Source organism: Methyloprofundus sedimenti (genome assembly GCF_002072955.1).
GTDB lineage: Bacteria > Pseudomonadota > Gammaproteobacteria > Methylococcales > Methylomonadaceae > Methyloprofundus > Methyloprofundus sedimenti.
The window spans coordinates 2,134,713-2,157,751 of sequence record NZ_LPUF01000001.1 but is presented as its reverse complement, the minus strand read 5'-3'; the positions used below and the strand labels follow the sequence as shown (position 1 = coordinate 2,157,751).

Annotated in this window: 20 protein-coding genes and 1 pseudogene; 8 read left to right on the top strand and 13 right to left on the bottom strand. The window is 40.5% G+C overall.

Annotated features, from left to right (window positions below):
• Window positions 1-39 precede the first annotated feature (39 nt).
• A complete protein-coding gene (locus AU255_RS09570) occupies window positions 40-282 on the top strand; it encodes a DUF2442 domain-containing protein (RefSeq protein ID WP_080522663.1) in 243 nt (80 codons plus the stop codon).
• A 183-nt stretch (window positions 283-465) separates the two neighbouring features.
• On the opposite strand, the gene AU255_RS09565 is transcribed toward AU255_RS09570, so the two are convergent.
• Window positions 466-687 (bottom strand): DUF4357 domain-containing protein, encoded by a 222-nt coding sequence (locus AU255_RS09565; protein ID WP_080522662.1) that lies wholly within the window; start codon window positions 685-687, stop codon window positions 466-468.
• An 82-nt stretch (window positions 688-769) separates the two neighbouring features.
• Here AU255_RS09565 and AU255_RS09560 point away from each other — a divergent pair.
• Window positions 770-1,912 (top strand): annotated as a pseudogene (locus AU255_RS09560) (IS3 family transposase).
• A gap of 34 nt (window positions 1,913-1,946) precedes the next feature.
• On the opposite strand, the gene AU255_RS09555 reads toward AU255_RS09560, so the two are convergent.
• From AU255_RS09555 to AU255_RS09535, 5 genes are all read right to left on the bottom strand, one after another.
• Window positions 1,947-2,474, bottom strand: coding sequence for a hypothetical protein (locus AU255_RS09555; protein WP_080522661.1), 528 nt, complete (start codon window positions 2,472-2,474; stop codon window positions 1,947-1,949).
• 169 nt (window positions 2,475-2,643) lie between these two features.
• The gene (locus tag AU255_RS09550; protein WP_233144600.1) at window positions 2,644-3,849 is read right to left on the bottom strand and encodes an acetate/propionate family kinase; all 1,206 of its coding nucleotides are present in this window, start codon (window positions 3,847-3,849) and stop codon (window positions 2,644-2,646) included.
• Window positions 3,846-4,196: a hypothetical protein gene (locus AU255_RS19780; RefSeq protein ID WP_143735896.1), complete on the bottom strand. Its 351-nt coding sequence runs from the start codon at window positions 4,194-4,196 to the stop codon at window positions 3,846-3,848. The genes AU255_RS09550 and AU255_RS19780 overlap by 4 nt, the downstream gene beginning before the upstream one ends.
• A gap of 278 nt (window positions 4,197-4,474) precedes the next feature.
• Window positions 4,475-4,726: a hypothetical protein gene (locus tag AU255_RS09540; RefSeq protein WP_080522658.1), complete on the bottom strand. Its 252-nt coding sequence runs from the start codon at window positions 4,724-4,726 to the stop codon at window positions 4,475-4,477.
• 21 nt (window positions 4,727-4,747) lie between these two features.
• Entirely contained in the window at window positions 4,748-6,559 is a 1,812-nt protein-coding gene (locus AU255_RS09535) for a Na/Pi cotransporter family protein (RefSeq protein WP_080522657.1), read from the bottom strand.
• Window positions 6,560-6,643: 84 nt separating this feature from the next.
• Between AU255_RS09535 and AU255_RS09530 the strand changes: the two genes are divergently transcribed.
• Window positions 6,644-7,525, top strand: a complete 882-nt coding sequence (locus AU255_RS09530; protein WP_080522656.1) for an NAD(+) kinase — start codon at window positions 6,644-6,646, stop codon at window positions 7,523-7,525.
• A gap of 2 nt (window positions 7,526-7,527) precedes the next feature.
• Window positions 7,528-9,204, top strand: a complete 1,677-nt coding sequence (recN, locus tag AU255_RS09525; RefSeq protein ID WP_080522655.1) for a DNA repair protein RecN — start codon at window positions 7,528-7,530, stop codon at window positions 9,202-9,204.
• A gap of 213 nt (window positions 9,205-9,417) precedes the next feature.
• On the opposite strand, the gene AU255_RS09520 is transcribed toward recN, so the two are convergent.
• The 5 genes from AU255_RS09520 to AU255_RS09500 all read right to left on the bottom strand — a co-directional run bounded on the left by AU255_RS09520 (window position 9,418) and on the right by AU255_RS09500 (window position 12,642).
• Window positions 9,418-10,257, bottom strand: coding sequence for a transglutaminase-like domain-containing protein (locus AU255_RS09520; protein ID WP_080522654.1), 840 nt, complete (start codon window positions 10,255-10,257; stop codon window positions 9,418-9,420).
• Window positions 10,254-11,012 (bottom strand): Ntn hydrolase family protein, encoded by a 759-nt coding sequence (locus AU255_RS09515; protein ID WP_080522653.1) that lies wholly within the window; start codon window positions 11,010-11,012, stop codon window positions 10,254-10,256. The genes AU255_RS09520 and AU255_RS09515 overlap by 4 nt, the downstream gene beginning before the upstream one ends.
• A 611-nt stretch (window positions 11,013-11,623) precedes the next feature.
• A complete protein-coding gene (locus AU255_RS09510; RefSeq protein WP_080522652.1) occupies window positions 11,624-11,902 on the bottom strand; it encodes a hypothetical protein in 279 nt (92 codons plus the stop codon).
• A gap of 60 nt (window positions 11,903-11,962) precedes the next feature.
• Window positions 11,963-12,139, bottom strand: a complete 177-nt coding sequence (locus AU255_RS09505) for a PLDc N-terminal domain-containing protein (RefSeq protein ID WP_080522651.1) — start codon at window positions 12,137-12,139, stop codon at window positions 11,963-11,965.
• 215 nt (window positions 12,140-12,354) lie between these two features.
• The gene (locus AU255_RS09500; RefSeq protein WP_080522650.1) at window positions 12,355-12,642 is read right to left on the bottom strand and encodes a sll1863 family stress response protein; all 288 of its coding nucleotides are present in this window, start codon (window positions 12,640-12,642) and stop codon (window positions 12,355-12,357) included.
• Window positions 12,643-13,601: 959 nt separating this feature from the next.
• Here AU255_RS09500 and AU255_RS09495 point away from each other — a divergent pair.
• From AU255_RS09495 to AU255_RS09480, 4 genes are all read left to right on the top strand, one after another.
• Window positions 13,602-14,273: a spondin domain-containing protein gene (locus AU255_RS09495; RefSeq protein WP_080522649.1), complete on the top strand. Its 672-nt coding sequence runs from the start codon at window positions 13,602-13,604 to the stop codon at window positions 14,271-14,273.
• Window positions 14,274-14,638: 365 nt separating this feature from the next.
• Window positions 14,639-14,821 (top strand): hypothetical protein, encoded by a 183-nt coding sequence (locus AU255_RS09490; RefSeq protein ID WP_080522648.1) that lies wholly within the window; start codon window positions 14,639-14,641, stop codon window positions 14,819-14,821.
• A 13-nt stretch (window positions 14,822-14,834) separates the two neighbouring features.
• Window positions 14,835-16,481, top strand: a complete 1,647-nt coding sequence (alsS, locus tag AU255_RS09485; RefSeq protein ID WP_080522647.1) for an acetolactate synthase AlsS — start codon at window positions 14,835-14,837, stop codon at window positions 16,479-16,481.
• A 317-nt stretch (window positions 16,482-16,798) separates the two neighbouring features.
• Window positions 16,799-17,605 carry a hypothetical protein gene (locus AU255_RS09480; RefSeq protein ID WP_080522646.1) on the top strand — a complete coding sequence of 269 codons (807 nt, stop codon included), beginning with the start codon at window positions 16,799-16,801 and terminating at the stop codon, window positions 17,603-17,605.
• 188 nt (window positions 17,606-17,793) lie between these two features.
• Here the strand turns inward: AU255_RS09480 and AU255_RS09475 are convergent, their stop codons facing one another.
• On the bottom strand, window positions 17,794-19,335 hold the full coding sequence (locus AU255_RS09475; RefSeq protein WP_198942579.1) for an SLC13 family permease: 1,542 nt from the start codon (window positions 19,333-19,335) through the stop codon (window positions 17,794-17,796).
• 11 nt (window positions 19,336-19,346) lie between these two features.
• Window positions 19,347-22,964 carry a hydantoinase B/oxoprolinase family protein gene (locus tag AU255_RS09470; protein ID WP_080522645.1) on the bottom strand — a complete coding sequence of 1,206 codons (3,618 nt, stop codon included), beginning with the start codon at window positions 22,962-22,964 and terminating at the stop codon, window positions 19,347-19,349.
• Between the last annotated feature and the right edge of the window lie 75 nt (window positions 22,965-23,039).

The following is a 23,039-nucleotide window of genomic DNA, read 5'->3' as shown; positions in this document are numbered from 1 at the left end:
CCAATTTTTAAAATTGACCCATTAAAATAGGAAGCTTAAATGAACCCTTATGTTGTTGGAGTTGAAGTAAAACAAGAATACGTATTAAAGTTAGCGTTTGAAAACAAGGAAGTAAGGCTATTTGATGCCCGTCCTTTTCTGGACAAAGGCATATTCAACGAATTAAAAGATATTAATTATTTTAAACAAGTAAAGGTCGCCTTTGGTTCAATTGAATGGCCCCACGAACAAGACTTTAGTAAAGACACTCTTTATTTATTAAGCACTTCTTTTGAAAGCTAACACAAAATAACCAACTAGTTTGGTTGATTTTTTAGTTATAACAAGATTGTGAGAGCATGATGTTTGCTTCCCACTCAAAATCAAGCTGGCTGACCCTAATGCCGTAATTCTATAGTAGCCCCCTACGCTTCTGTTAAACATCATTTTGTGGCTCTCTTCGCGATCACAATCTAACCTTGTTCGTTATGCATTGCTAAGCTCATCATCCTCGACCTTCTTTATAGTTTTCCCTTTTGCCGTTTTCCAACTTTGAGGACCACTACGAGAAGTTCCTGCCACTATTGCAGCTGCGTAGCTAGAAGAGTTAAAAAGAATATCTTCCGATGCGACAAGGTACGCACCCTCATCTGTTAATATTCCTTCGACCAACAACTTTTCCTTAATAGTTGAAAGTTTACCGGGCATGCTCTCTGAATTGTAGTGGTCTAATAATCCTGTACTAAACGATAGGAGTTTATAATAACCCCTTAATCAAAGATGCAGACCAATGAGTAAACGAAAAAGTTATACAACAGAATTTAAACATGAAGCGGCCAGTCTGGTATTAGATCAGGCATATTCCATAAATGATGCTTGCGAAGCTATGGGCGTTGGTACTACAGCAATGCGCCGTTGGGTCACTCAATTAAAAGAAGAGCGTCATGGTGTTACGCCAAAAGGAAGCCGAGCGATTACTTCTGATCAGCAAAAGATTCAAGACCTGGAAGCCCAAATAAAGAAATTAACAAGGGAAAAAGAAATTTTAAAAAAGGCTTCAGCTCTCTTAATATCGGACGTGTATCAATTTTAATGCTAATTGATGAGTTAAGAGAGCAATACAAACAATGCGAATTATTGCAAACATTTGAGATGAGTCGTAGTAGTTACAACTACCACCGTAAGCATGCAAACAAGGTAGATCCTGAGCGAGACAGGTTAAAATCCAAGGTTATTGCGTTACATGAAGCGAGCCGCAGTTCAGCGGGGAGTCGTACCCTTTCTGCTCAATTAAAACAGCAAGGTGAATCTGTTGGACGCTTCAAAACACGGAGTTTAATGCAAGAAGCGGAGCTGACAAGTAAACAGCCAGGCGCACATCGTTACAAGGTGGCTGAAAAGCCATCAAACATAGCGGATAACCACTTAAACCGTGAATTTTCTACCGAACTGGCTAATCAAGTTTGGTGTGGTGATGTCACCTATATTTGGTCGGGTACAGGCTGGATATATTTAGCATTGGTGATTGATTTAAATGCGCGCCGTATCGTGGGGTGGGCTTGCTCAACTAGTCCTGACTCAGTATTTAACTACACGAGCGTTAAAATTAGCTTATGCGGCTAGAGGAGAGCCCAAGAACTTGATGTTTCATTCTGATCAGGGGTGCCATTACACCAGTAAGGTATTCCAGCAGCAATTGTCGGAATATGAGATCAAGCAAAGCATGAGTCGGCGTGGTAACTGTTGGGATAATGCACCTATGGAGCGTTGTTTTAGAAGCTTTAAATCTGAATGGATGCCTAAGACTTTTTATTCATCTTATGAACAGGCAGAGAAAGATATTATGCAATACATCAAGTATTATAATAGTTTCCGTGTACATAGTTATAACAATTATTTAACCCCAATCCAAGCGGAGAAAGAAGCCGCTTAAAAAACCGATCGTTATGTACGAATTTACTTGACCACTACATTTCTAATAAAGGCTGAAATACATTTAAGTGCATGTGTGAGCGATATATTATTGAATTTACAGCTTCTTGAAATTGCTCATTTACAACATGTAATTCGAACATTAATTCTTTATGAGAAGTTTGGAATAAAAATGAAACCTTTTCCACCTTTAATTCGGACTCTGGCGTATGAAAATTAGCCACTGGCTGCATAGTTATCATTCTGTCTGACTGATCTCTAACAGGGCTAATAAAGTCAATTTGGAATAATTTTATAATGTTTAGCCGTTCAAAAAGAACGTATAAGAGTTGATTTGCAGCATCAAGTTGAGCCTCTCGTTTTTCTTTTTTCCTTGATCGAGACTCTAGAAAAAACGCTGTAGATGCACCAAAAAATGCTGCAAATAGAGCTGCAACTGAAGGGATTAAGTCTTTTCGCTCCGTACTCTCTAAAGCTGTTAATAATCCAATAGATATGCCTAATAAAAAAGATACTATTGCGATAGTGATAATTTTTTCTTGTTTAGTTGGAAATATTTTCATTTATATTGAACTTAACTATATTATTATCAATCAATTTTGCCCTCACAACCTGAAATTACCCGTTAATTCAGGCAAATTTTCTTTTATTTTTGATTATCAGGGTAATTCTTCTTGATAATATTGAAAATAGGGAAAATCACCCTAAAATTATATCCAGCAATAAATTACTTTAACCTACCACACACTGCTCCGCCTGTTGCGCAATCTCCAGCTCTTCATTAGTGGCTATAACCAATACTTTAGCTAATGATCCAGCCTGATTTATTTCTCTTAAGTCACCCTGTGACTGCTGGTTTTTTATAGCATCAAGCTCAATTCCCAGCACGCTTAACTCGGAACAACACTGTTCTCGTAGCCAGGCATCATGTTCACCAATACCGCCGGTAAAGACCAGAGCATCAACTCGACCTAAAACTGCGGTATATGCACCGATATATTTTTTAATGCGATAACTATACATCGCCAATGCCAACTGCGCTTGTTGATCGCCTTCGTCCGCCATTTTATGCACAGCACGCATATCATTTTCACCGCAAATACCTTTTAAGCCGCTCTGTTTATTTAAGGCATTATCAATTTCATTATTGGCAAGCCCAAGCGTACGACTTAAATAAAATACTATAGCAGGGTCTAAATCGCCACTGCGCGTACCCATCATCAAACCTTCTAAAGGCGTCATGCCCATCGTGGTATCGATACTTTCACCCGCAGCAATGGCCGCCATACTGGCACCATTACCTAAATGCAAGGTAATCAGGTTCAACGTTTCTAAAGGTTTATTGAGGTACTGTGCAGCCTGTTTTGCAACATAAAAATGTGATGTACCATGAAAGCCATAACGGCGCACGCCTTGCTCTGCATACCATTGTGTAGGCACTGCATAGCGAAACGCATAATCAGGCATGGTTTGATGAAAAGCAGTATCAAATACAGCAACCTGTGGCACGCCCTTTGCATAATCCATTGCTTCCTCGATTCCGATGGTATTGGCAGGGTTATGCAAAGGAGCAAGCGGGATCGTTTTTTTTATTTCTGCTAAAACCGCTGCATCTATTAAAGCAGGCTGACAGAACTTTTCACCTCCGTGGACTACCCGGTGACCTATGCAGAGCAAGTCTGAAATAGTTGTCAGCAAAGAGAGTTCTGATAAGACCTGAAAAATTGCTTTTAGGCCTTGTTGATGATTTTCAATCAAGACAGGAAAGGTTTGTGTGCTACCTGATTTAGTACGATACTGATGCGCACTTCCCTGATCACCAATTCGGTCAATCAACCCTTGTATCTGTGCAGTTTGTGTCTGCATATCAAACAAAGCATATTTTATGGATGAACTGCCGGAATTTAGTACTAAAACAGCGCTTTTTTTGATTTTCAAGAGAGTAAGTAATGCGTCTTTACTGTAGAAAAATCCAGTTTTCCAGTCAGTAAATAAGTGATTATTTTGAAGTGTTTTACGTGACATCCTCTGGTTTTTCTTTTTGCTAGCTGAATAACCGAGTTAAACACTTCCCGATGTTTTTTAATGCTTTTGACTGCTTTTATGCTGGGAGCGAGTTGTTTATGCGTTGCCCTGTAGTTCCAGATGTTGAGTAATCCTGAAGGTTGCACTGCACTTTCGCCAATTTGCATAGTATGTATCGCTTTCAAGTTACGCTTTGCGAGGCTTAACTCTGCATTTTTTACTTTTTTCCTGGTCATTAAATACGCTTTATTTATATACATATAAAATTGGTCAAAGGTCATTTATGCTTGCGGCTGGTTTTACTTGATCCCTTTTAAAAAAGCAAGGGACATATAATAGCCTTTGGTTTAAAAGCGTTTCAGTTGCCATATTTGGCTTCAAGCAATCCACAAAATCAACAACGGTCTGATTATACTTGCTACTGCTAATAGGCAATGCTTGTTGAAATATCTCAGTGATCATGAATATGCTTTGTTTGTCATATGCCTGAGTTGTCTCAATTGTCGGTTAACCGCCTGCTGTTAAAAGAGCCTAATAATTAGGGTTTATTATTCATGTCCTTAATAATTTTAACGCCTTTGCTTCTTTGTGCATAAATAATATCTAACTCCTGCTGTAATTCTGCTGCTTTTTCTGCGTCATCACAATCAGCAAGTTTTTGTGCTATTTTTCTTTCTTTGTCTTTTAACTGCTTCAGAATTTTTTTTATATCCTCGAACCGTTTTTCTTTCTCACGCTGGTCTGCATTAAAAAAATCCTGCAGTTTATGTAATAATTTTTTTTTGCCCATGTTAATCCACTCTCTTAAAAATTAATTTTCAGACTGCAACACTTTCACTAGCTCATTATCATCAAGCACTAATTCGCGCTGAGCTTGCGAGGTATTTGCTTTTTGTACCACAAAGACTGTTTCTGCCATATCGACTAGATGCTTTTTTATCCCATACATATAAGCACTATCATTAATAAGTGACGTTCCTGCTTCTGGCGAAATTTTATGTTCTCTGATTAAACCATCGATTCTTGCATTCATTTGTTGGTCCTGTTCTTTAATTTTTACTTTATAAACATCAAAGGATAACAAGCCTATATCACTTCCTTCCGCGTCTAGCTGAATACGAAATAACTCTAATTCACGCAATAAATCTGCAATTTGAAAACGAATTTTCTGGTACTCGTCCTTCACAAAATGATTCGCAGAAAAGCGCATCTTTAACAAGTTTTTCTGCAAATGCTTAGTATCTTTAATCGCCTCGACTATATGCCTGTTGGCTTCACGTAACCAATATAAACTACCCGACTGTTGCATTTCCCAGGTAAAACTCGCTTGACTGATATAGGCAATAATTGAACTATAGATTCCTTTTACACTACGCTCATAGGCTGCATCTACATCATAAGGCGTTATTTTTTTACTTGCATCTACCTGTTGCTGTAAATCCTGCTGTGAAAACACATTACTTGCAGACAAGCCTATCGTTTTTAAAATAATATGGCTGGCATGTTGATACAGACGCACCGTTTCCTGACGTAAGGCTGATACCAAGGTATCCGAGAATGCCATTACTGATTCATTCAAGTATTTAGGTTGATCCATTTTAATGCTTTCCCCCTTAAATACTTTTTCTAACAAAGACACCATTTGATTGATAAAGGGTAACATAATGCCTACACCGATCAGATTGAACAAAGTATGAAAAATGGCAAGTTTAAGTGTGTGATCACTGGCTGAAATATGTATCACTTTGGCTATCCAGTCAACTGCATCAATAAACTGGTTTATAAATAGCAGGGCAATAATCCCGGTCGTTAAGTTAAATATAAAATGCGCCCCGGCTAAACGCTTGCCTTCAATATTAGCGCTCATTGCCCCAATAATCGCAGTAACCGTCGTGCCTATATTTGAGCCTATCGCCAATGCCAGAGCATTTTCATAGCTAATTTGCTGTACTGATAAAGCGGTAATAATTAAGACCATGGTCGCATGGCTGGACTGCATAACCACTGTTGCCGCAATACCAATCAGAGTAAAAATTAACAATCCCTTTACACCTGTCAAAGCATATTCAGCTAAATTAAGGGTTTCCCGAAAAGTCTCAAAACCTTCTTTCATAAAAAATATACCTAAAAACAGGAACCCCATGCCCGCTACGATAGCTCCCAGCCCGTTTAATGCTTTATTCTTTTGAAAAACCAGTAAAATACCAAACACCAGCATAGGCATAGCGTAGGCAGCTATATTAACTTTTAAACCAAATCCGGCAATCAGCCATGCACCGGTCGTTGTCCCTAAATTGGCGCCAAAAATAATGCCTATGCCAGCCGTTAAATCAAGTATTCCAACACTCAAAAATGAAATCGTAATAACCGTTACCAAAGAACTCGATTGCATCAATGTCGTTGAAATCACCCCAAAACCAAGACTTTTCCATAGTTTATCGGTACTGACACGTAATATTTTCTCTAAAGTCCCGCCCGTAAAAGTTTGAAAACCCTGCTCTAAAGACAGCATACCAAAAAGAAAAATAGCCACACCCGCTGCAATTTGATTAAAATCAGCACTTATCCATAAAGCATACGCTAGAATCATGAAAATAATGGGTAACAGTATTTTTTTTATCATCTTAACCAAACCATTTACGACCTAAGGAATATATAAGGCTATTATAGGCTATACTTGCTCACCTATCTGATGCTTAAAATACTTATGCCTACAGACTTTAAAACGATTGGCATTTTAGGAAAGTCCAGCGATCCTGAAATAGCCGACACCCTAAAAGCACTTTATCTATTTCTTAAGCCACGCTATCAAGTAGCTATTGACCCCATCAGTGCCAAGCTAATTCCTGATTTTTCAGGCTCCATTTACCCTTTGTCATCTCTTGCTCAGCACTGTGACATTCTTATTGCAGTGGGGGGTGATGGGACCTTTTTAACGGCTGCTCGAGCCGCTGCGGGTTGTCATATTCCATTAATTGGGGTTAATCTGGGCAGACTTGGTTTTTTAGTGGATATTTCACCTGATGAATTACTCACAAAACTGGATGATATTCTGCAAGGTAAGCACCGTCAGGAACAGCGTTTTTTACTACGCACAAAAATAATACGCAATGATCAAATAATTCATCAAGAAACTGCAGTCAACGAAGTGGTTATACACCGCTGGGTAACCCCCAGCATGATTGAATTACAAACAACCATTGATGGCGTATTTCTTAATACTCAGCGCTCGGATGGCTTAATTGTATCCACCCCCACGGGTTCAACCGCCTATGCTTTATCAGCAGGCGGGCCAATTATTCATCCTGCATTGAACGCCTTGCTGTTAGTCCCGCTTAATCCACACACGTTATCTAATCGCCCTATTGTGATTGATGGTAACTCTGAAATTAAAATCAACTTTATCAAAACTAATGAAATTAATGCCCAGGTCACATGCGATCATATTGCACTTCCTGATGTATTAATAAGTGATACAATTTTAATCAAAAAAGACCCTAACCCAATTACTATTCTGCACCCGGAGAATCACGATTTTTTCCATACCTTACGCGATAAACTTAACTGGAGCAGTGGCTACCATTTCTAATCATGCTACAAAATCTTAATATTATTGACCTTGCCATCGTCAAGTCTCTGGATTTAAATCTGGAAAAAGGCTTATCGGTACTCACCGGGGAGACAGGCGCAGGAAAGTCTATCTTGCTCACTGCCTTGGGCCTGGCCTTAGGTGATCGTGCAGATGCGAGTTATGTGCGTCCTGACTGTGAACGTGCTGAAATCAATTTAAGCTTTGATTTATCTGATGCGCCTGCCGCTCAGGCCTGGCTGGAAGAAAATGAATTTGATGCCGATGGGCAATGTTTGATTCGTCGTACTATCCGTCAGGATGGTCGCTCAAAGGCCTATATTAACGGCCGTCCAACTACCTTACAGGCATTAAAGCTGCTCAGTTCACAACTGGTTGAAATCCACGGTCAACATGCGCACCTGACTCTGCTGGATAATGAGGAGCAACGTAAATTTCTTGATGATTATGCGCAAAATACAGATTTACTCGCCAAAACCAACCAGGCCTATTTACAATGGCGTAGCAATCATTTTGAGTTAGAGGCGTTGATTAAATCCTCAACCGAACTCAGTAATCAGGAAGATTTATACCTCTATCAGCTAAACGAACTTGAACAGCTAGACCTGATTCAATATGACTATATAGCACTTTCAGCAGAACATTCCAGACTGGCAAACCTGGAGCAAATATTACAAATAGGACAATTACAACTTGATTTGCTCTCTGAAAATGAACATCAATCTGCTAACCAGATGGTTGGACAAAGTATTAGCGCCCTATCTGATTTGAGTTCTTTAGCAGGTGAGTTTGAAGAGCCTAATAAGTTATTAATTGAAGCACAAATTCAAATTCAGGAAGCTTCGTCACAATTGCGCCATTTTCTTGAAGCTCAAGAGATAAATCCGCAGCGCCTGCAAGAACTGGAAAATCAGATCGGTATTATCCACTCCTTATCGCGTAAGCACCATGTAGCCCATGAAGACTTGCCGGATATTGCAGAAAAAATCCGGCTTGAATTGAATAATTTAAGTAATAGCACTGAGCGCATAGATGAACTAGAGAAACTCGTGGAGCAGAATAAACAGGATTACTTTTCTTTTGCCAAAGCTTTAAACCTAAAACGTACTGAAGCAGGCAAAAAACTCTCTGTCCTTATATCTGCAATGATTCAGGAACTGGGTATGCCTCAGGGAGAATTCAGTATTAGCGTGATTGCACAAGACATTAATCTGCCTAAAATTAATGGTAGCGATAAAATTGAATTTTTAGTCAGTGCTAACCCTGGCCTGCCACTACGTCCATTAGCTAAAGTTGCTTCAGGTGGCGAATTATCCAGGATTAGTTTAGCCATACAGGTTACCACCAGTCATGACAAAGATGCACCAACGATGATTTTTGATGAAGTTGACTCAGGAATTGGTGGAGGCATCGCAGAAATTGTCGGCCAGAAACTACGTACTTTAGGCAAGAATGCGCAGGTTTTATGTGTGACCCATTTACCCCAGGTTGCAGCACAGGCACATCAACATTTATTTGTGTTCAAAACCAGTGATGCAGCCATGACCACATCACAAGTTAAAACTTTATCAACCGAACAAAGGATACAAGAAACAGCACGCATGTTAGGCGGAGTTAATATAACAGACTCTACCTTGACTCATGCCAGGGAAATGCTAATGTCAGGTATGAAAAAATAATTGATGCTCCTGAGACCCTATAGTTAATAATAAAAATGAAAAAAACTACGGGTGAGCCTTAGTCTCGATTGGAACATATTTTTGCAGGTATAGAGCAGTCATCTAAGTAGAATCAAAGGGGGAGTAAATCAATAATACTGCCCCCTTTGATTGTAATTGTGAAATGTTGATTTTGCTTACTAACGTATATTAGCCATCAGTTGTTGACGACATTTAGACTGTAGAAATTGCCTCGTCTGCACCGTTTGACTGTAGCGAAATATCATCAGTTAATTCCTGCGCCGAAACCATCATTTGTTCCAGGGTAGCTGCACCAATGAGGGTTGCAAACGACGTATCGGCTGCATCCCGACCTGTCCCAATACGCACCATTCCATTTGTTGGCGCCATGCGAGTGGCATCAAACAAATACCAGCGGCTGCCTAAAAAAGCTTCGAAAAAGCCGTGAAAATCAGGCGGTTCCAAACCTACCGAATAGCCGGACACATATCGTGCCGGGATACACAAGGCACGGCACAGGGCGATTGCCAGATGAGCATAATCACGGCAAACACCGGTTTTTTGCAGCAGCACGTCACAGGCACCGGTACGAGCATCGGTCGTCCCTGGAACGTACTCCAGAGACTGATGGACCCAGTTGCAAATAGCTCTGACGCGCAAAAAACCAGGCGCCAATTGTCCAAATTCCTGCATGGCAAACCGTCCAAGTTTATCTGACTCACAATAACGGCTGGGATTCAGATAAGGTAGAACTTCATCAGGTAAATCACTGTAATTGTTTTCTTCGATCTGTGGCGGATTATCGCGATCCTGACTTAATTCCACCGTTGCTTGATAGGACACCTGTAATTGGCCCGGATTGCCTGAAAAGCGAATAATACGGTTTCCTAAGGTTCCGATTTCTTTAAAGGCATAGGGAAATGCCGGATTGAGAGTGATGACTTCCTGGCGAATAAACTGATATTCGTTTTGTACCGGCGCAATATTGAACAGGAAACTTGTCGGCGCTGTTACGTTATAAATCAGTTCGCTTTTGACTTCTATGAGACTCATGATGAAGTTTCATCCTTTGGTAATTTTAGAGTTGGATAATTCTGAAACAGCGGGTCAAGCCAATCCTGGGGCATTTCCTGCACTGATGTGCTGAGACGCTGTTGCCACCATTGACCCAGGCCCTTCAGTGATTCCGCGCTATACCGATGTTGACGTAAATGCTGTTGGGTGGCTTCATACACGATCATATCCAGTGGATAATCAACGTCAGTAACACTAGTGCGGGTTGCATCAAAAGCTAAAAAGCCTAAACCTGCAGCCGTTTGTATGTTCGTATCGCCGTGTAACAAGCGGTCGAGAATCGGCTTGCAGTATGGTGTACGACCGATGACAAAATATGGCGCATCAACCGTTGCCTCAATCCAGTTTCCCTCCGGGTATATATAAAACATGGTGGGTTCCGGATCGTCGGATAGCTGGCCGCCAATAATCGCGTGCAAATTGAAACTCAGATTGCCACGGGACAATTCCGCACCGTCTTCGTTTTTAACCCGGCGCAATTGGCTGCCAAAAATGTTAGCGACCTGGTAAAGACGCTGACATGACTCGGCACTATCTTTGAGTTGTTCCTCGGTGTAGATCACCGTTTTATCGCGAACAGAGCGTAAACCGGATGTCATAATAAAAAGTGACTGTGAATTATGATCAACCAGCGATATTTTGGCTTTGCTGAGACGTTCGGCGCCTTTCACAATTTGCGTATCTGCTATTGCAACCAAGCCTTGTTTTATTTTGATGCCCAGACAAAATGTCATTTTTTATTTCTCAATGGTTTTGTTCCCGATTCCTAAGAATGTGGATTTTTAATTTATTCTGTACTTTATCCAGTCCCTGTTCACATTTTATATATGGAAAATTTCAACTGTCCTAAAATGACTTAAACTATAATATGCTTGTATTGAAGTGGCTACGCTAAACCCTCTTTTTTCTATACTTCTATTGCTAAAAAAATCAGGTGGGTCTAGTAAGGTCTTATATCACGGCCTTGTTTAGGCACATCAGCTTTCAGCTAATGAATCAGATTACGACATTCTATAGCACATTGCCTGCAAGAATCTGCACATATTTGACAATGGCTCTCAGAAAACTGACTGATCTCTGATCAATGCACGTATGCATTGCAAGCAGGACTCCAGACATATATAACAGTTTACAGGTCAATCGTTAGAACTTTGCATACCCGTCATCGCGGTTAAGCATAACTCACACTCGGTAGCACAAAGTTGGCAGGTGTCAATACATTTCAGATACTCTTGATTAATCGTGGTATGCATAAATAACTTCCCTATTATTAAATTGAAACGGACCTAGGTAAGCGTCCGTATTGTATTTCAAGACTTATTAAATATAAGCCAGGTTTGCCATTCTAGTCGTCAACGTCATTTTTTAATTCACTTGCTTTATCTTCGACTGTCTGTTTAGTTTCTTCAGCACGATTAGCCGCCTTTTCTTTCAAGCATTCTAGGTCACTTTTCATACAGGCAGCTTCTTCGATACGATGAATTTTTTGAGTTGCTTCACGCTGTATATCATTGGATTGATCCTGTATCTTTTCATTTATAGTTTCTGCTGCATTTAATACTCCTGAAAATGACGCAAAACTGCAAATCAGAATTAATACTAATTTTTTTATTATTTTCTCCATTTGAAATTTGAATTTTCTCTTAAAAACTGTCTAAAGCATGAAAACAGTTATTTCGAGTTATCATCTTGAGCCAATCAGATACCATAAAATTAAACCAATAACGGGTAATATTAAGATAATAGCTATCCACAACGCTTTATTCAGGACTGGCATACCGCTTTGTATAACTTTGAGAATCGCTAAAATATCCAGAACTAAAATAACGATGCCCAACAATCCTCCTGTTTGAAGTTCCATAGGTGTTTCCTCTTTATAGTGGTTAACGGATCAGAACCCTGTCTAATAGATAAGTGGTTCATAGTTACTCATCGCACATCGAATTTTGACAACCTTGTTAGACGAAGGGTTAAACTGCAATTATCACGGCAAAATACCCTTCTTCTCGCTTTGGCAGCCTGGATTAATCCATGCGATAAGTAGACGTTTATTTTTTTAATGTCAAATTTCAACTATCAGCTAAAGCGATTTTTAGCACCATTGAATGCAGTGCTTACCTTATTCCAGGCTGAATCCATACCATCGCGGATGTCTTCCCAGGCGCCTTCGCTAGCGTCATTCAATTCTGCCAGCTTCTCTTTGCCTTCCTTTTGGTATTCTTTCAGGCTATCTATTTGTTCATTAAAATCAATTTTGGCATCCGCGCTAGCACCGGATGCTTTGGCCTGTAACAGGTCGATCTGGGCATCCAACTCATCCAATTTGGATTGCATTTTCTGTACATAAGCATTTTTATTACTCATTTTAAAACCTCATTTGATAAGTTTTGCGTTTCATTGCTTTACCCATTTACAAAGTAATGTATAAATGGATGTTATGCATCCTACACTGCTTGCAATAGATGCGCTTTATCATTTGATAATGAACATAAAAATACACTGATAAACTTTGCAGTAAGTCAGATGAATTAAAGCTTTTGTGCTAACCATGTGAGACTGACGGGTTCTAAATAGGTGACATCAAAGTCTGCTAGCGCTGCTAGTGGGATAGGTTGATCAGGATTATTTCAGTTGAGGTTCGTTTAATAAAGCCAGGTTGATTCAGAGGAAACGACATGGCTTCTTTACAATTAAAACCGCAAAAGCGCAAACGCCGGCGCAACTCAACAAAAAGGTGCGCCATACGATTAGTTGCTTTTCTGCGACCAAATGCGGACAATTTGTTCTTCAAGGATTCTTTCGTCCTGCCCTACCATCCATGCTAAAACCAGCAAGCAGAGGGCCAGGTCACTAATTGCGAATTTTTGGCCAACGCCACTTAAATCAATACAAAAGTATAAGGTAGATGTTAGGCTTGTAACAAAGTTGTCGGGGATTGAGAAGAAGGCTTTATCATTGTTAGTTTAAATATTTAACGAAAGCCCACCATTGACTGGAACTTCGTTTTTTAAAAATTCAGCTTCAGTAAAAAAGTAAGTAAGCTATTATTCGGTATATATAAGCGTCTCATTTATCTACTTGACTCTCTATCAAGAGAAAATTATCATAATGTTTAAAAAAATATCTTTTTTAATTCAAGTGCTTTCTCCCAAATAATATAGTATTGCTTATGCTTCCCATCTAATACTAAACAAAGGAAGTTCAACCTGAATTCGTCTCAACGATTTCTGGACTATCTGCACTAAATCTAATATATACTTCAATAAACTGAGGGTATATTTAACCAGCCTATAATCCAATTTATTATAACTTAGGAGCTTACAATGAAAAGATTTCTTAGTAAAAACAGTATTGCCAGTTTAATTAGCATAAGCACACTTATCGCTGCCAATAATGTCTCTGCCCATGATTATGAGGTTAAAGTCACCAATATTACTCAAGGTCAAGTGTTTACACCCATTCTCGGTTTTATCCATAGTCCAGCGATAAAAGCATTTACGCTCGGTCAGCCAGCTTTTCCTCAGGTCGCCATTCTTGCAGAATCCGGCAATACTGAACCGGCAAAAGAAGCTTTAGCCACTCTGCCAGACCTTATTAGCGGCGCTCATGATACAGGCGCACCCTTGTTGCCAGGAGAAAGCGTAATCCTTGAATTCGAAGCAGCCGATGGTATGACAAATGTTTCTGTACTTGCCATGCTAATACCGACCAACGATGCTTTTTTTGCCCTCAACGGTGCTACGTTGCCGGCTAAAGGTACTGATACTTATTTTTCCGTCGCTTATGATGCTGGAAGTGAATTAAATGACGAATCGTGCGTACATATTCCCGGCCCGGCAAGTGTCTGCACGGGAGAAGGAGTATCCACTGCCGGTGGTGAAGGCTTCGTTCATATTCATCCAGGCATTCATGGTATCGGTGATCTTGCTGCAGCAAAGTATGACTGGAGGAATCCTGTTGCTCAGATCGAGATTACACGCATTTTTGGTGATTAAGCCTCATTTCTAAATTTGTATACTTTATCCTTGTTCCCACGGTCACGGTCATTGCCATCAAGTTAATAAAGTTATTTATAAACAATATGTTGTATTAATCAAAGGGGCAGTGTAATGGATTTTGAATAATTATTCGTATATGTTATGCACCAAGCGAATACACGCCACCGCATTTTATCCGTTCCCACGCTCTGTGCGTGGGAAAGCGGAAAGCAGAGGGATGTTCAGGTCCCGAATTGCGAATTTATTGGCAAATAAGTTACCAAAAAGAATCGTCAGCCACCCGCCCCCTTTGATTGTGCCTTATCCCAGAGCAGGACTTTCACCCGCTGGGATTATCGACCTTGCTCGATTAAGGAAACCAAATGAACGCCAAGCTCTTGCCGGATGGAAGTGATAGCGAGTTGCCGGCATTCATTTATCGCAACAAGGAAACGCGAGAAGCGGGAGGGACAATGCCCTCTGTTTTAGTGATTCGCTCAATCCTGACTTTTCATCAATTTCATTGTTTAGAAAAGTACGATAAAATCCCTATCAATTTAATATAAAAAAATCCTGCATATGTCGATAAAAACAGCATATTTAGTCGTTAAGTGCCTTGAGAACCAGGGCGTTGAAATTATTTTTGGCATTCCCGGTGCCAAGATTGATACTGTTTTCGACGCACTGGTTGACTCTAAAATCAGACTGATTGTCTGTCGCCACGAGCAGAATGCTGCGTTTATGGCGGCAGCTTATGGTAGAAGAACCGGCAAGCCAGGTGTCGTTTTGGTTACTTCAGGTCCTGGTGCGGCTAATTTAACAACCGGACTACTAACGGCAACGACTGAGGGCGACCCGGTCATTGCCATTGCGGGTAATGTCCCACTTAGTATGAAGTTTAAAGAGACCCATCAAAATACCGATAATGCCAGGCTTTTAGCCCCTGTCACTAAATCAAGCATTGAAGTCACCACCCCTGAAACTGTGCCTGAAGCCTTTGCCAATGCATTTCGTATTGCAACTGCTGCACGATCAGGCGCCTGCTTCATCAGTTTGCCGCAAGATGTTCTCATGATGGAAAGCAATGCCAAACCCTCTCGCGCTGTGGCTAATATCTGTTATGGCCATGCGACTTTAGTCAATATTGATAAGGCCTCCGAAGCATTATCCAGAGCCTCTTCACCTATGTTACTACTTGGTGAAGAGGCAACGCTTCCTGAAAACGTATCGGCCATTCAACATTTAGTCAGAAAACACCGGATTCCGGTGGTCTGTACTTATCAGGGCGCGGGGGTTATCCCCAAAGATCTAATGAACTGTTTTTATGGTCGGGTAGGACTCTTTAAAAACCAGCCAGGTGATCGACTGATCGCCAAATCTGACTTGATTATTACCATCGGTTTTAATTTAGTAGAATATGACCCTGAAGTATGGAATGCAAATGAGGATAAGAATATTATCCATATCGATTCGATTGCCGCCAACATTCATAATCAATACCAGCCATCATTAGAGCTGCTTGGTAATATTCATGACAATATCAATTTAGTGACTGAAAAGACCTCAACCGTTAATCATGTATCTTACCCTGAGCTGCAAAATGAGTTAAACGTCGTTATCAATAGCGGCAAAAATAAAATTGGCAAAGGCAATACCATTCACCCTTTAAGATTTATTCACGAGTTAAACAAGGTAATTGATCAGGATACTGTCATCTGTTGCGACATCGGTTCCGTTTATATGTGGTTAGCACGATACCTCATCTCTAACTACCCACATCAGATACTCTTCAGCAATGGCCAACAAACACTTGGAGTCGCCTTACCATGGGCACTCGCGACTAAATTAGCCGTGCCGAAGAAAAAGGTGATCAGTATCTCCGGCGATGGCGGTTTTCTTTTTTCTGCAATGGAATTAGAGGCCTCCGTGAGAGAAAAAATTCAGTTCACTCATTTTATCTGGACAGACGGCGGCTATAACATGGTCAAAGAGCAGCAGATAATGAAATACAATCGAACTTCCGGTGTTAACTTTGGCGCTATCAATATACCGAAATTTGCTGAATCCTTTGGAGCCAAAGGATATGTGATCAGAGACCCGAATGATATTGTCACAACTTTAGTGAAGGCTCAAGCAGTTCAATCACCAACTCTTATTGATGTTGCCATCGATTATAGTGACAATTCAATGATGTTTCTTGATGCCCACGACCCTGATTTTGGTTGATCAATCATGTTAACCCTGGCTAAGAAACTTAAGGAACGTACACGAAATAACTTAGGCGACTAACTTGTCTTTTTGTCCGTCTTCGGTGTTGCAAAACAAATCAAGTATCACACGCGTAGCGGGTGGTTTTAGGTAACTCCTTCAAAGGGGAGTTAGTACCTCATGTAAGCCCCAATGGGGCTTTATCTAAATGAACCTGCCAAGTAATTTTAATTACATAATTTATTCAAAAAAATCAGTTTGCTCTAACTTTCAATCTTTTTCTTCCTGATTACGTATATACCTCCTTTTCCTAACCTTTATTAATAGAACAGATTATGTTTAAAATCACCGAACTCAATGAGCACTATGAAACATTAGCTTATATTGGTCATGTCAATAATGTTATCGAAGGCGTTATTCCTGAAAACCTGATCAATAGAAGGTTTTTAGCGAGTGATTTTGAATATGGCTTTGAACTGGCTTCACCGCAGGGAATATTTAATTTAGGTGAGAGCATTTTGCTGAATGGTATGATCTACTCCAGCCGAACCGATATCAGCCGTTCGGAGCGTGATCCATTAATGTGGGGGCCTGAATTTGTTACTTCGGGAATATTTCTTATTCCGAAAGGAACTAAGCCCAATTTGAATGCAAAATTTTTCTCTTTTGAGGGTCAGCTAACCTTAGCTGATCTATATCAAGCCATTTTTGATAAGATTCAATGCCCGTTTGCCGTTGTCGGCTGCGTTGAGCTATCAAAAGTCTATGCAAAATCGATTACCAGAGCCCCAATTCATCATGAAAATATTTTCAAAAACGCACAGGAATATTATACTGAAAAAGATTATATCGAAGACAATGTTAATTTAGCCATTACAGCGGTAGTCAGCGATCATAACGATCCAAAAATGACGGACATTAATGAGAAATTATCTTCTGTCTTATATTACAATCCTTTTGCTAAAAATAATAACTTATTAGCTCATACTCACGCTCTTCTGCTGAACAAACCTATTATTGATATTGAAGAAGTCAGGCCGAAAAATGCCAAAGAAGTTTTACACCTGTTAGACCATTCGATAATAAGATATGTCAACTTCAAAATATACCGAATTTCTGATCTGACCTGTATAGCTTCATAACCCCTACTTAAGAGGCTGTCCGCGAATAGAAAGCCTGCTACGGAAAGAACAAGCAGAGGGGCTTGCTGTCAATACAGCCCATTTTTACTTTTAAATGAATTGGTATGGAATTTCAGGTTTCTAGATGCTCCCTTAGGCATGCAACGCCTGCCCTATCCCGCCTATGTTCTTATGGACGCAACAATTCTCTATTCTGTCTCTGCCCAGGCAGGAAAAACATCAAGATCTATTAAAAAAACAGCTGTGCCAATGAGATAAAATAAAAGTGAGATAAGCAAAATACCTACAATATTAATATAGATCCCTGCCCTGACCATATCAGAAATTTTAACTCGCCCACTGCCAAAAACAATCGCATTCGGCGGTGTAGCAACGGGAAACATAAACGCACATGACGCTGACAGCGTTGCCGGAATCATTAACAATAATGGATTAGTGTGCATCGCGACAGCTACCGAGGCTAAAACAGGAAGAATCATTTCAGTCGTCGCGGTATTTGAAGTCAGCTCGGTTAAAAATATTATGCCCGAACAGATAGATAAAATCATCATTAATGGTGGCGTTCCAGCAAGTCCGCTAAATTGATTACCTATAAATGCAGAAAGTCCCGTGACTTGAAAGCCCTTTGCCAGTGCAAACCCGCCACCAAAAAGTAAAACAATATTCCAGGGAAGTTTATTAACAACGTCCGCGCCCATTAAGGTAGCACTCTTAACACTCTTATTTTGGGCTGGAATAATAAACATCAACATAGCCATCGTTAAAGCCACTGTAGCATCATCAACTAATGCCGGATAAGGCAGCAATTGCGACCAGCCAGGCAGGGTAACAAAACCAAGATTTAAACTTTTTCTAAACACCCACAGAACAGCTGTTAAAGAAAAGATAATCATTACCGCTTTTTCCTCATAACGCATAGGGCCCAAAGCGACATATTCCTGATTAATAATCTTCTGATCAATTCTGAGCCTGGCAGGGATGCGAAACAATATTTTGCTCAGCATTAGCCAGACGACAAGCAGCATAAGTACAGAAATGGGAAAGGCCATCAGCATCCAGTCGCCAAACGCAATCGGTTCCGCCGCAGGAAAAGTGATATGAAAGATCTGCACAAAAGAGAGATTAGGCGGAGTACCTACCAAAGTAGCGATACCGCCTATGGAACATGCGTAGGCAATGCCCAACATTAAACAGGTGGTAAATTTCCCGGTTTCAACCACGCCAAAATCCTCTTCCAACTGCAAGACTATGGCTAATCCTATCGGCACCATCATAATTGCAGTCGCTGTATTGGATATCCACATTGACAAAAATGCCGAGGCAAGCATAAATCCCAGGATGATTCTGTGCGGCCCGCCGCCAATAATTTTTATTATAAATAATGCAATGCGTTTATGCAGATTCCACTTTTCCATAGTCAGGGCAATCATAAAGCCGCCCAGAAACAGAAAAATAATACTATTAAAATAAATAGGTGCAGTGGCCGTACTTTTTAGAATACCCAGCAAAGGATAAAAAATCATCGGCAATAGCGCAGTCGCAAACAGAGGAATCGCATCGGTGATCCACCAGACTACCATCAGCAGAGTCACTGCTATCATCCGGATTAACACCGGGTTTTCCGGGGCAATATTGCTAAATAACAAGGTGCCTATAAAAAGCAACGGACCTAGAATTAACCCTAATATTTGCACAGTACTCTTGCCTGATTTTAGTCTGTTATGAACCAAGAAAATTCTCCTTATAGCTTACCAAAGCCACCTCCACCCGGTGTTTTAATAATCAGGGTATCGCCTTGCTGCATGTTAATTTCAGCGCACCCTTCAAGATTGACTATTTCCCCGTTATATCGCTTTACTGTATTCTGCCCTAAACTGCCTGCTAATCCACCCTGCAAACCAAAACCAGGTCTTAGACGATGACTGGATAATATACTCACTATCATGGGACTTAAAAATGTAATTTTCCGGGTTACTCCATTACCACCATGATGCTTGCCTGCCCCGCCACTATTTTTGCGAATGGAAAATTCTTCTAATATAACCGGGAATCGCCATTCTAAAACTTCGGGATCAGTGATTCTGGAGTTGGTCATATGTATATGCACTGCATCACAGCCATCAAAATCAGCACTCGCACCGGCACCACCACATATCGTTTCATAATACTGATATTCCTGATTGCCAAAAGTGACGTTATTCATGGTTCCTTGCGAACTGGCTAGAATTCCTAAGGCGCCATACAGACAATCAACTATATATTGCGAAGTTTCAACATTACCCGCAACAACTGCTGCAGGGTATTGGGGATTTAACATTGAATTTTCCGGAATAATGATGTTCAAAGGTTGCAGACAGCCTGCGTTTAAAGGAATGTCATCTTTAACCAAGGTGCGAAAAACATATAAGACTGCCGCTTTGCAGACAGCGGCAGGAGCATTAAAATTACTGTGTAATTGTGCACTTGTCCCTGTAAAGTCAACTGTTGCCGTTTTTTGTTGTTGATTAACGTCAATTGAAACGACAATTTTTGCGCCATTGTCCATGACATTTTCAAAACAGCCATTGTTTAATGTGCCTAATATCTGGCGCACCGACTCTGCCGCATTATTTTGCACATGTTGCATATAACTTAATACGGTTGTCAGGGAATAATGTGCAACCATTATTTCGAGCTCTTGCCGGCCTTTATTATTGGCCGCAATTTGCGCTTGTAAATCAGCCATATTCTGCTCAACGTTACGCGCAGGATAGTGACTAGACGTTAACCACTCACGAACAATGTGTTCTTGAAATTCATCCTTGATGACAATTTTCATCCCGGCACTCAGTAATCCTTCTTCATCTATGGTTTTACTATGTGCGGGCATTGAGCCAGGACTAATCCCCCCTATATCAGCATGATGCCCTCTTGAGGCCACGAAAAATAATAATTTCTGCTGTTCAAAAACCGGCGTAACAACGGTAATATCAGGCAAATGGCTACCACCATGATAGGGTGAATTAATTAAATACACCTCATCGGCTTGAATGTTAATAGATTGGTTTTTCAGTAAGGCGAGTACACTTTCCCCCATTGAGCCTAAATGCACAGGAATATGTGGCGCATTAGCGATTAACTCGCCTTGTGCATTAAACAAAGCACAGGAAAAATCCAGGCGCTCTTTAATATTGACCGAATAGGCCGTATTTTGCAGCACAAACCCCATTTGTTCTGCAATCGACATAAACAACTTATTAAAAATCTCTAACATCACCGGATCAACAGAAGTACCGATAGCAAGCTGACGTTGTTTGTAACAACTACGCGTTAAAATCAAGTCTTGTTGTGCACTCACTTGTGCTTGCCAGTCTGGCTCAATAATCGTAGTAGATGTTGCTTCAATAATGATAGCAGCTCCTTTTATAACCTGGCCTGTTACAAGTTCATGACGCTGATAGACCGGTGTTGCATGATAAGCATTATCACTGAACATCTGGGTATACATAAAGGCGATGCCTTTTTGCTCTTGCACGTCATTATTTAAATATACTGACTGTGTCAGCGATTCATTTTTTGCAATCACTTCTAAACACAAAGACTCAATAATCAGGGGTTTATGCTTATACACAAAACCAAACTGTTTTCGATAAGCCTGTTCAAATGCGTTAAACATAGTTGGTTTATCAGCAAATGCAACCACTAAAGCAGTATCTGTTCCTAAATAACGTAAATGCACAGAAGCAACAAACTCTAAAGACTGCAAATTGGGAGATTGCGCGCGCATTTCCGCTTGCCCCTGTTGCTGCAATATCGCAAAAAACTCTTTCAGCTTTGTATAACTCAGTTCATCCCAGTTCTGTTCTAAAGCTTTATCTTTTAATAATCTATAATCGGCAAGCCCCATACCATATGCTGATAGCACCCCGGCAAAAGGATGCAACATTATCTGTTGCATACCTAAGCGGTCTGCGACTTTGCAAGCATGTTGCCCACCCGCCGCACCGTAGCAACATAAAGTATATTCTGCGACGTTATATCCTTTTTGTACTGAAATCTTTTTAATGGCATTGGCCATATTTTCAATAGCAATACTTATAAAGCCTTCAGCAACCTGCTCAGGACTTTTCTGTTCATCGGTAGCATTTTGTATCTGATTTGACAATTCAGTAAATAATTGTCTTACCTTATCGATATCTAACGTTAAATCAGCATTTTCACCAAATACAGCGGGGAATACCGGCAATTTACCTAGCATCAAATTAGCATCGGTAACTGTTAGTGGGCCTCCTCTACGATAACTCGCAGGGCCTGGATTTGCACCTGCTGAATCGGGTCCTACCCGATAACGCATGCCATCAAAAAATAAAATGGATCCTCCGCCAGCCGCAACGGTATGAATATTCATCATAGGCACACGCATTCTTACCCCTGCGACTTCAGTTTCAAAGCTACGTTCTAATTCACCTGCATAATGTGCGACATCGGTTGAGGTACCGCCCATATCGAATGCTATGATTTTGTTAAAACCTGCTTGCTCAGCCGTGGCAATGGCGCCGACTATTCCTCCGGCAGGCCCAGATAAAATACTATCTTTGCCTTGAAAGCTCTTTGCATCTGTTAATCCTCCATTGGATTGCATAAACAACAACTGAGTTTTATCACTAGACTGCTCTGAGTACTTATCTAAGTCTTTACTGACTTGTTCTACATAACGTCTTAATAAAGGCGATAAATAAGCATCGACTACTGTGGTATCACCCCGACTGACAATTTTGCTAAACGGACTGACCTGATGTGAAACTGAAATTTGTTTAAAGCCTATCTTCTCAGCCAGCTTAGCTAACTGCAGTTCATGCTCTGGGTATGCCCACGCGTGCATTAACACGATAGCCATAGAACGGAAACCTTGTTGATAGACTGCTTTTAATTGCTGTTCTGCCAGAAGTTTATTCAAAGGCGTTAGAATCACTCCATGTATATTCAGCCTTTCTTCAACTTCAATCACTTGTTGATAAAGCAATTCCGGCAACTGAATATTTAAGGCAAATATATCAGGGCGATTCTGATAGGCAATGCGTAAACAATCTTTAAACCCCTGGGTAATCAATAATACGGTTGGCTCACCTTGTCGTTCTAACAGCGCATTAGTCCCCACGGTGGTACCCATTTTTAGCGTTGAAATCTCCTGAGTATGTTGATTATTATCTTGCTCCAGCAATTCCTTAATACCCTGTAAGGCCGCATCTTTATACTGTTCAGGGTTTTCAGAAAGTAACTTATGGCTTATTAACTGGCCATCGGGTGCCCGTGCAACAATATCTGTAAATGTGCCGCCACGATCAATCCAGAATTGCCATTGTTTATCAGAGTTGTTCATTAGTAATTGATTCAGGTTTAATTAAATCTGGAAAATTATTTTTTTAGCGACTGACTACGCAGCTATTACTTTATC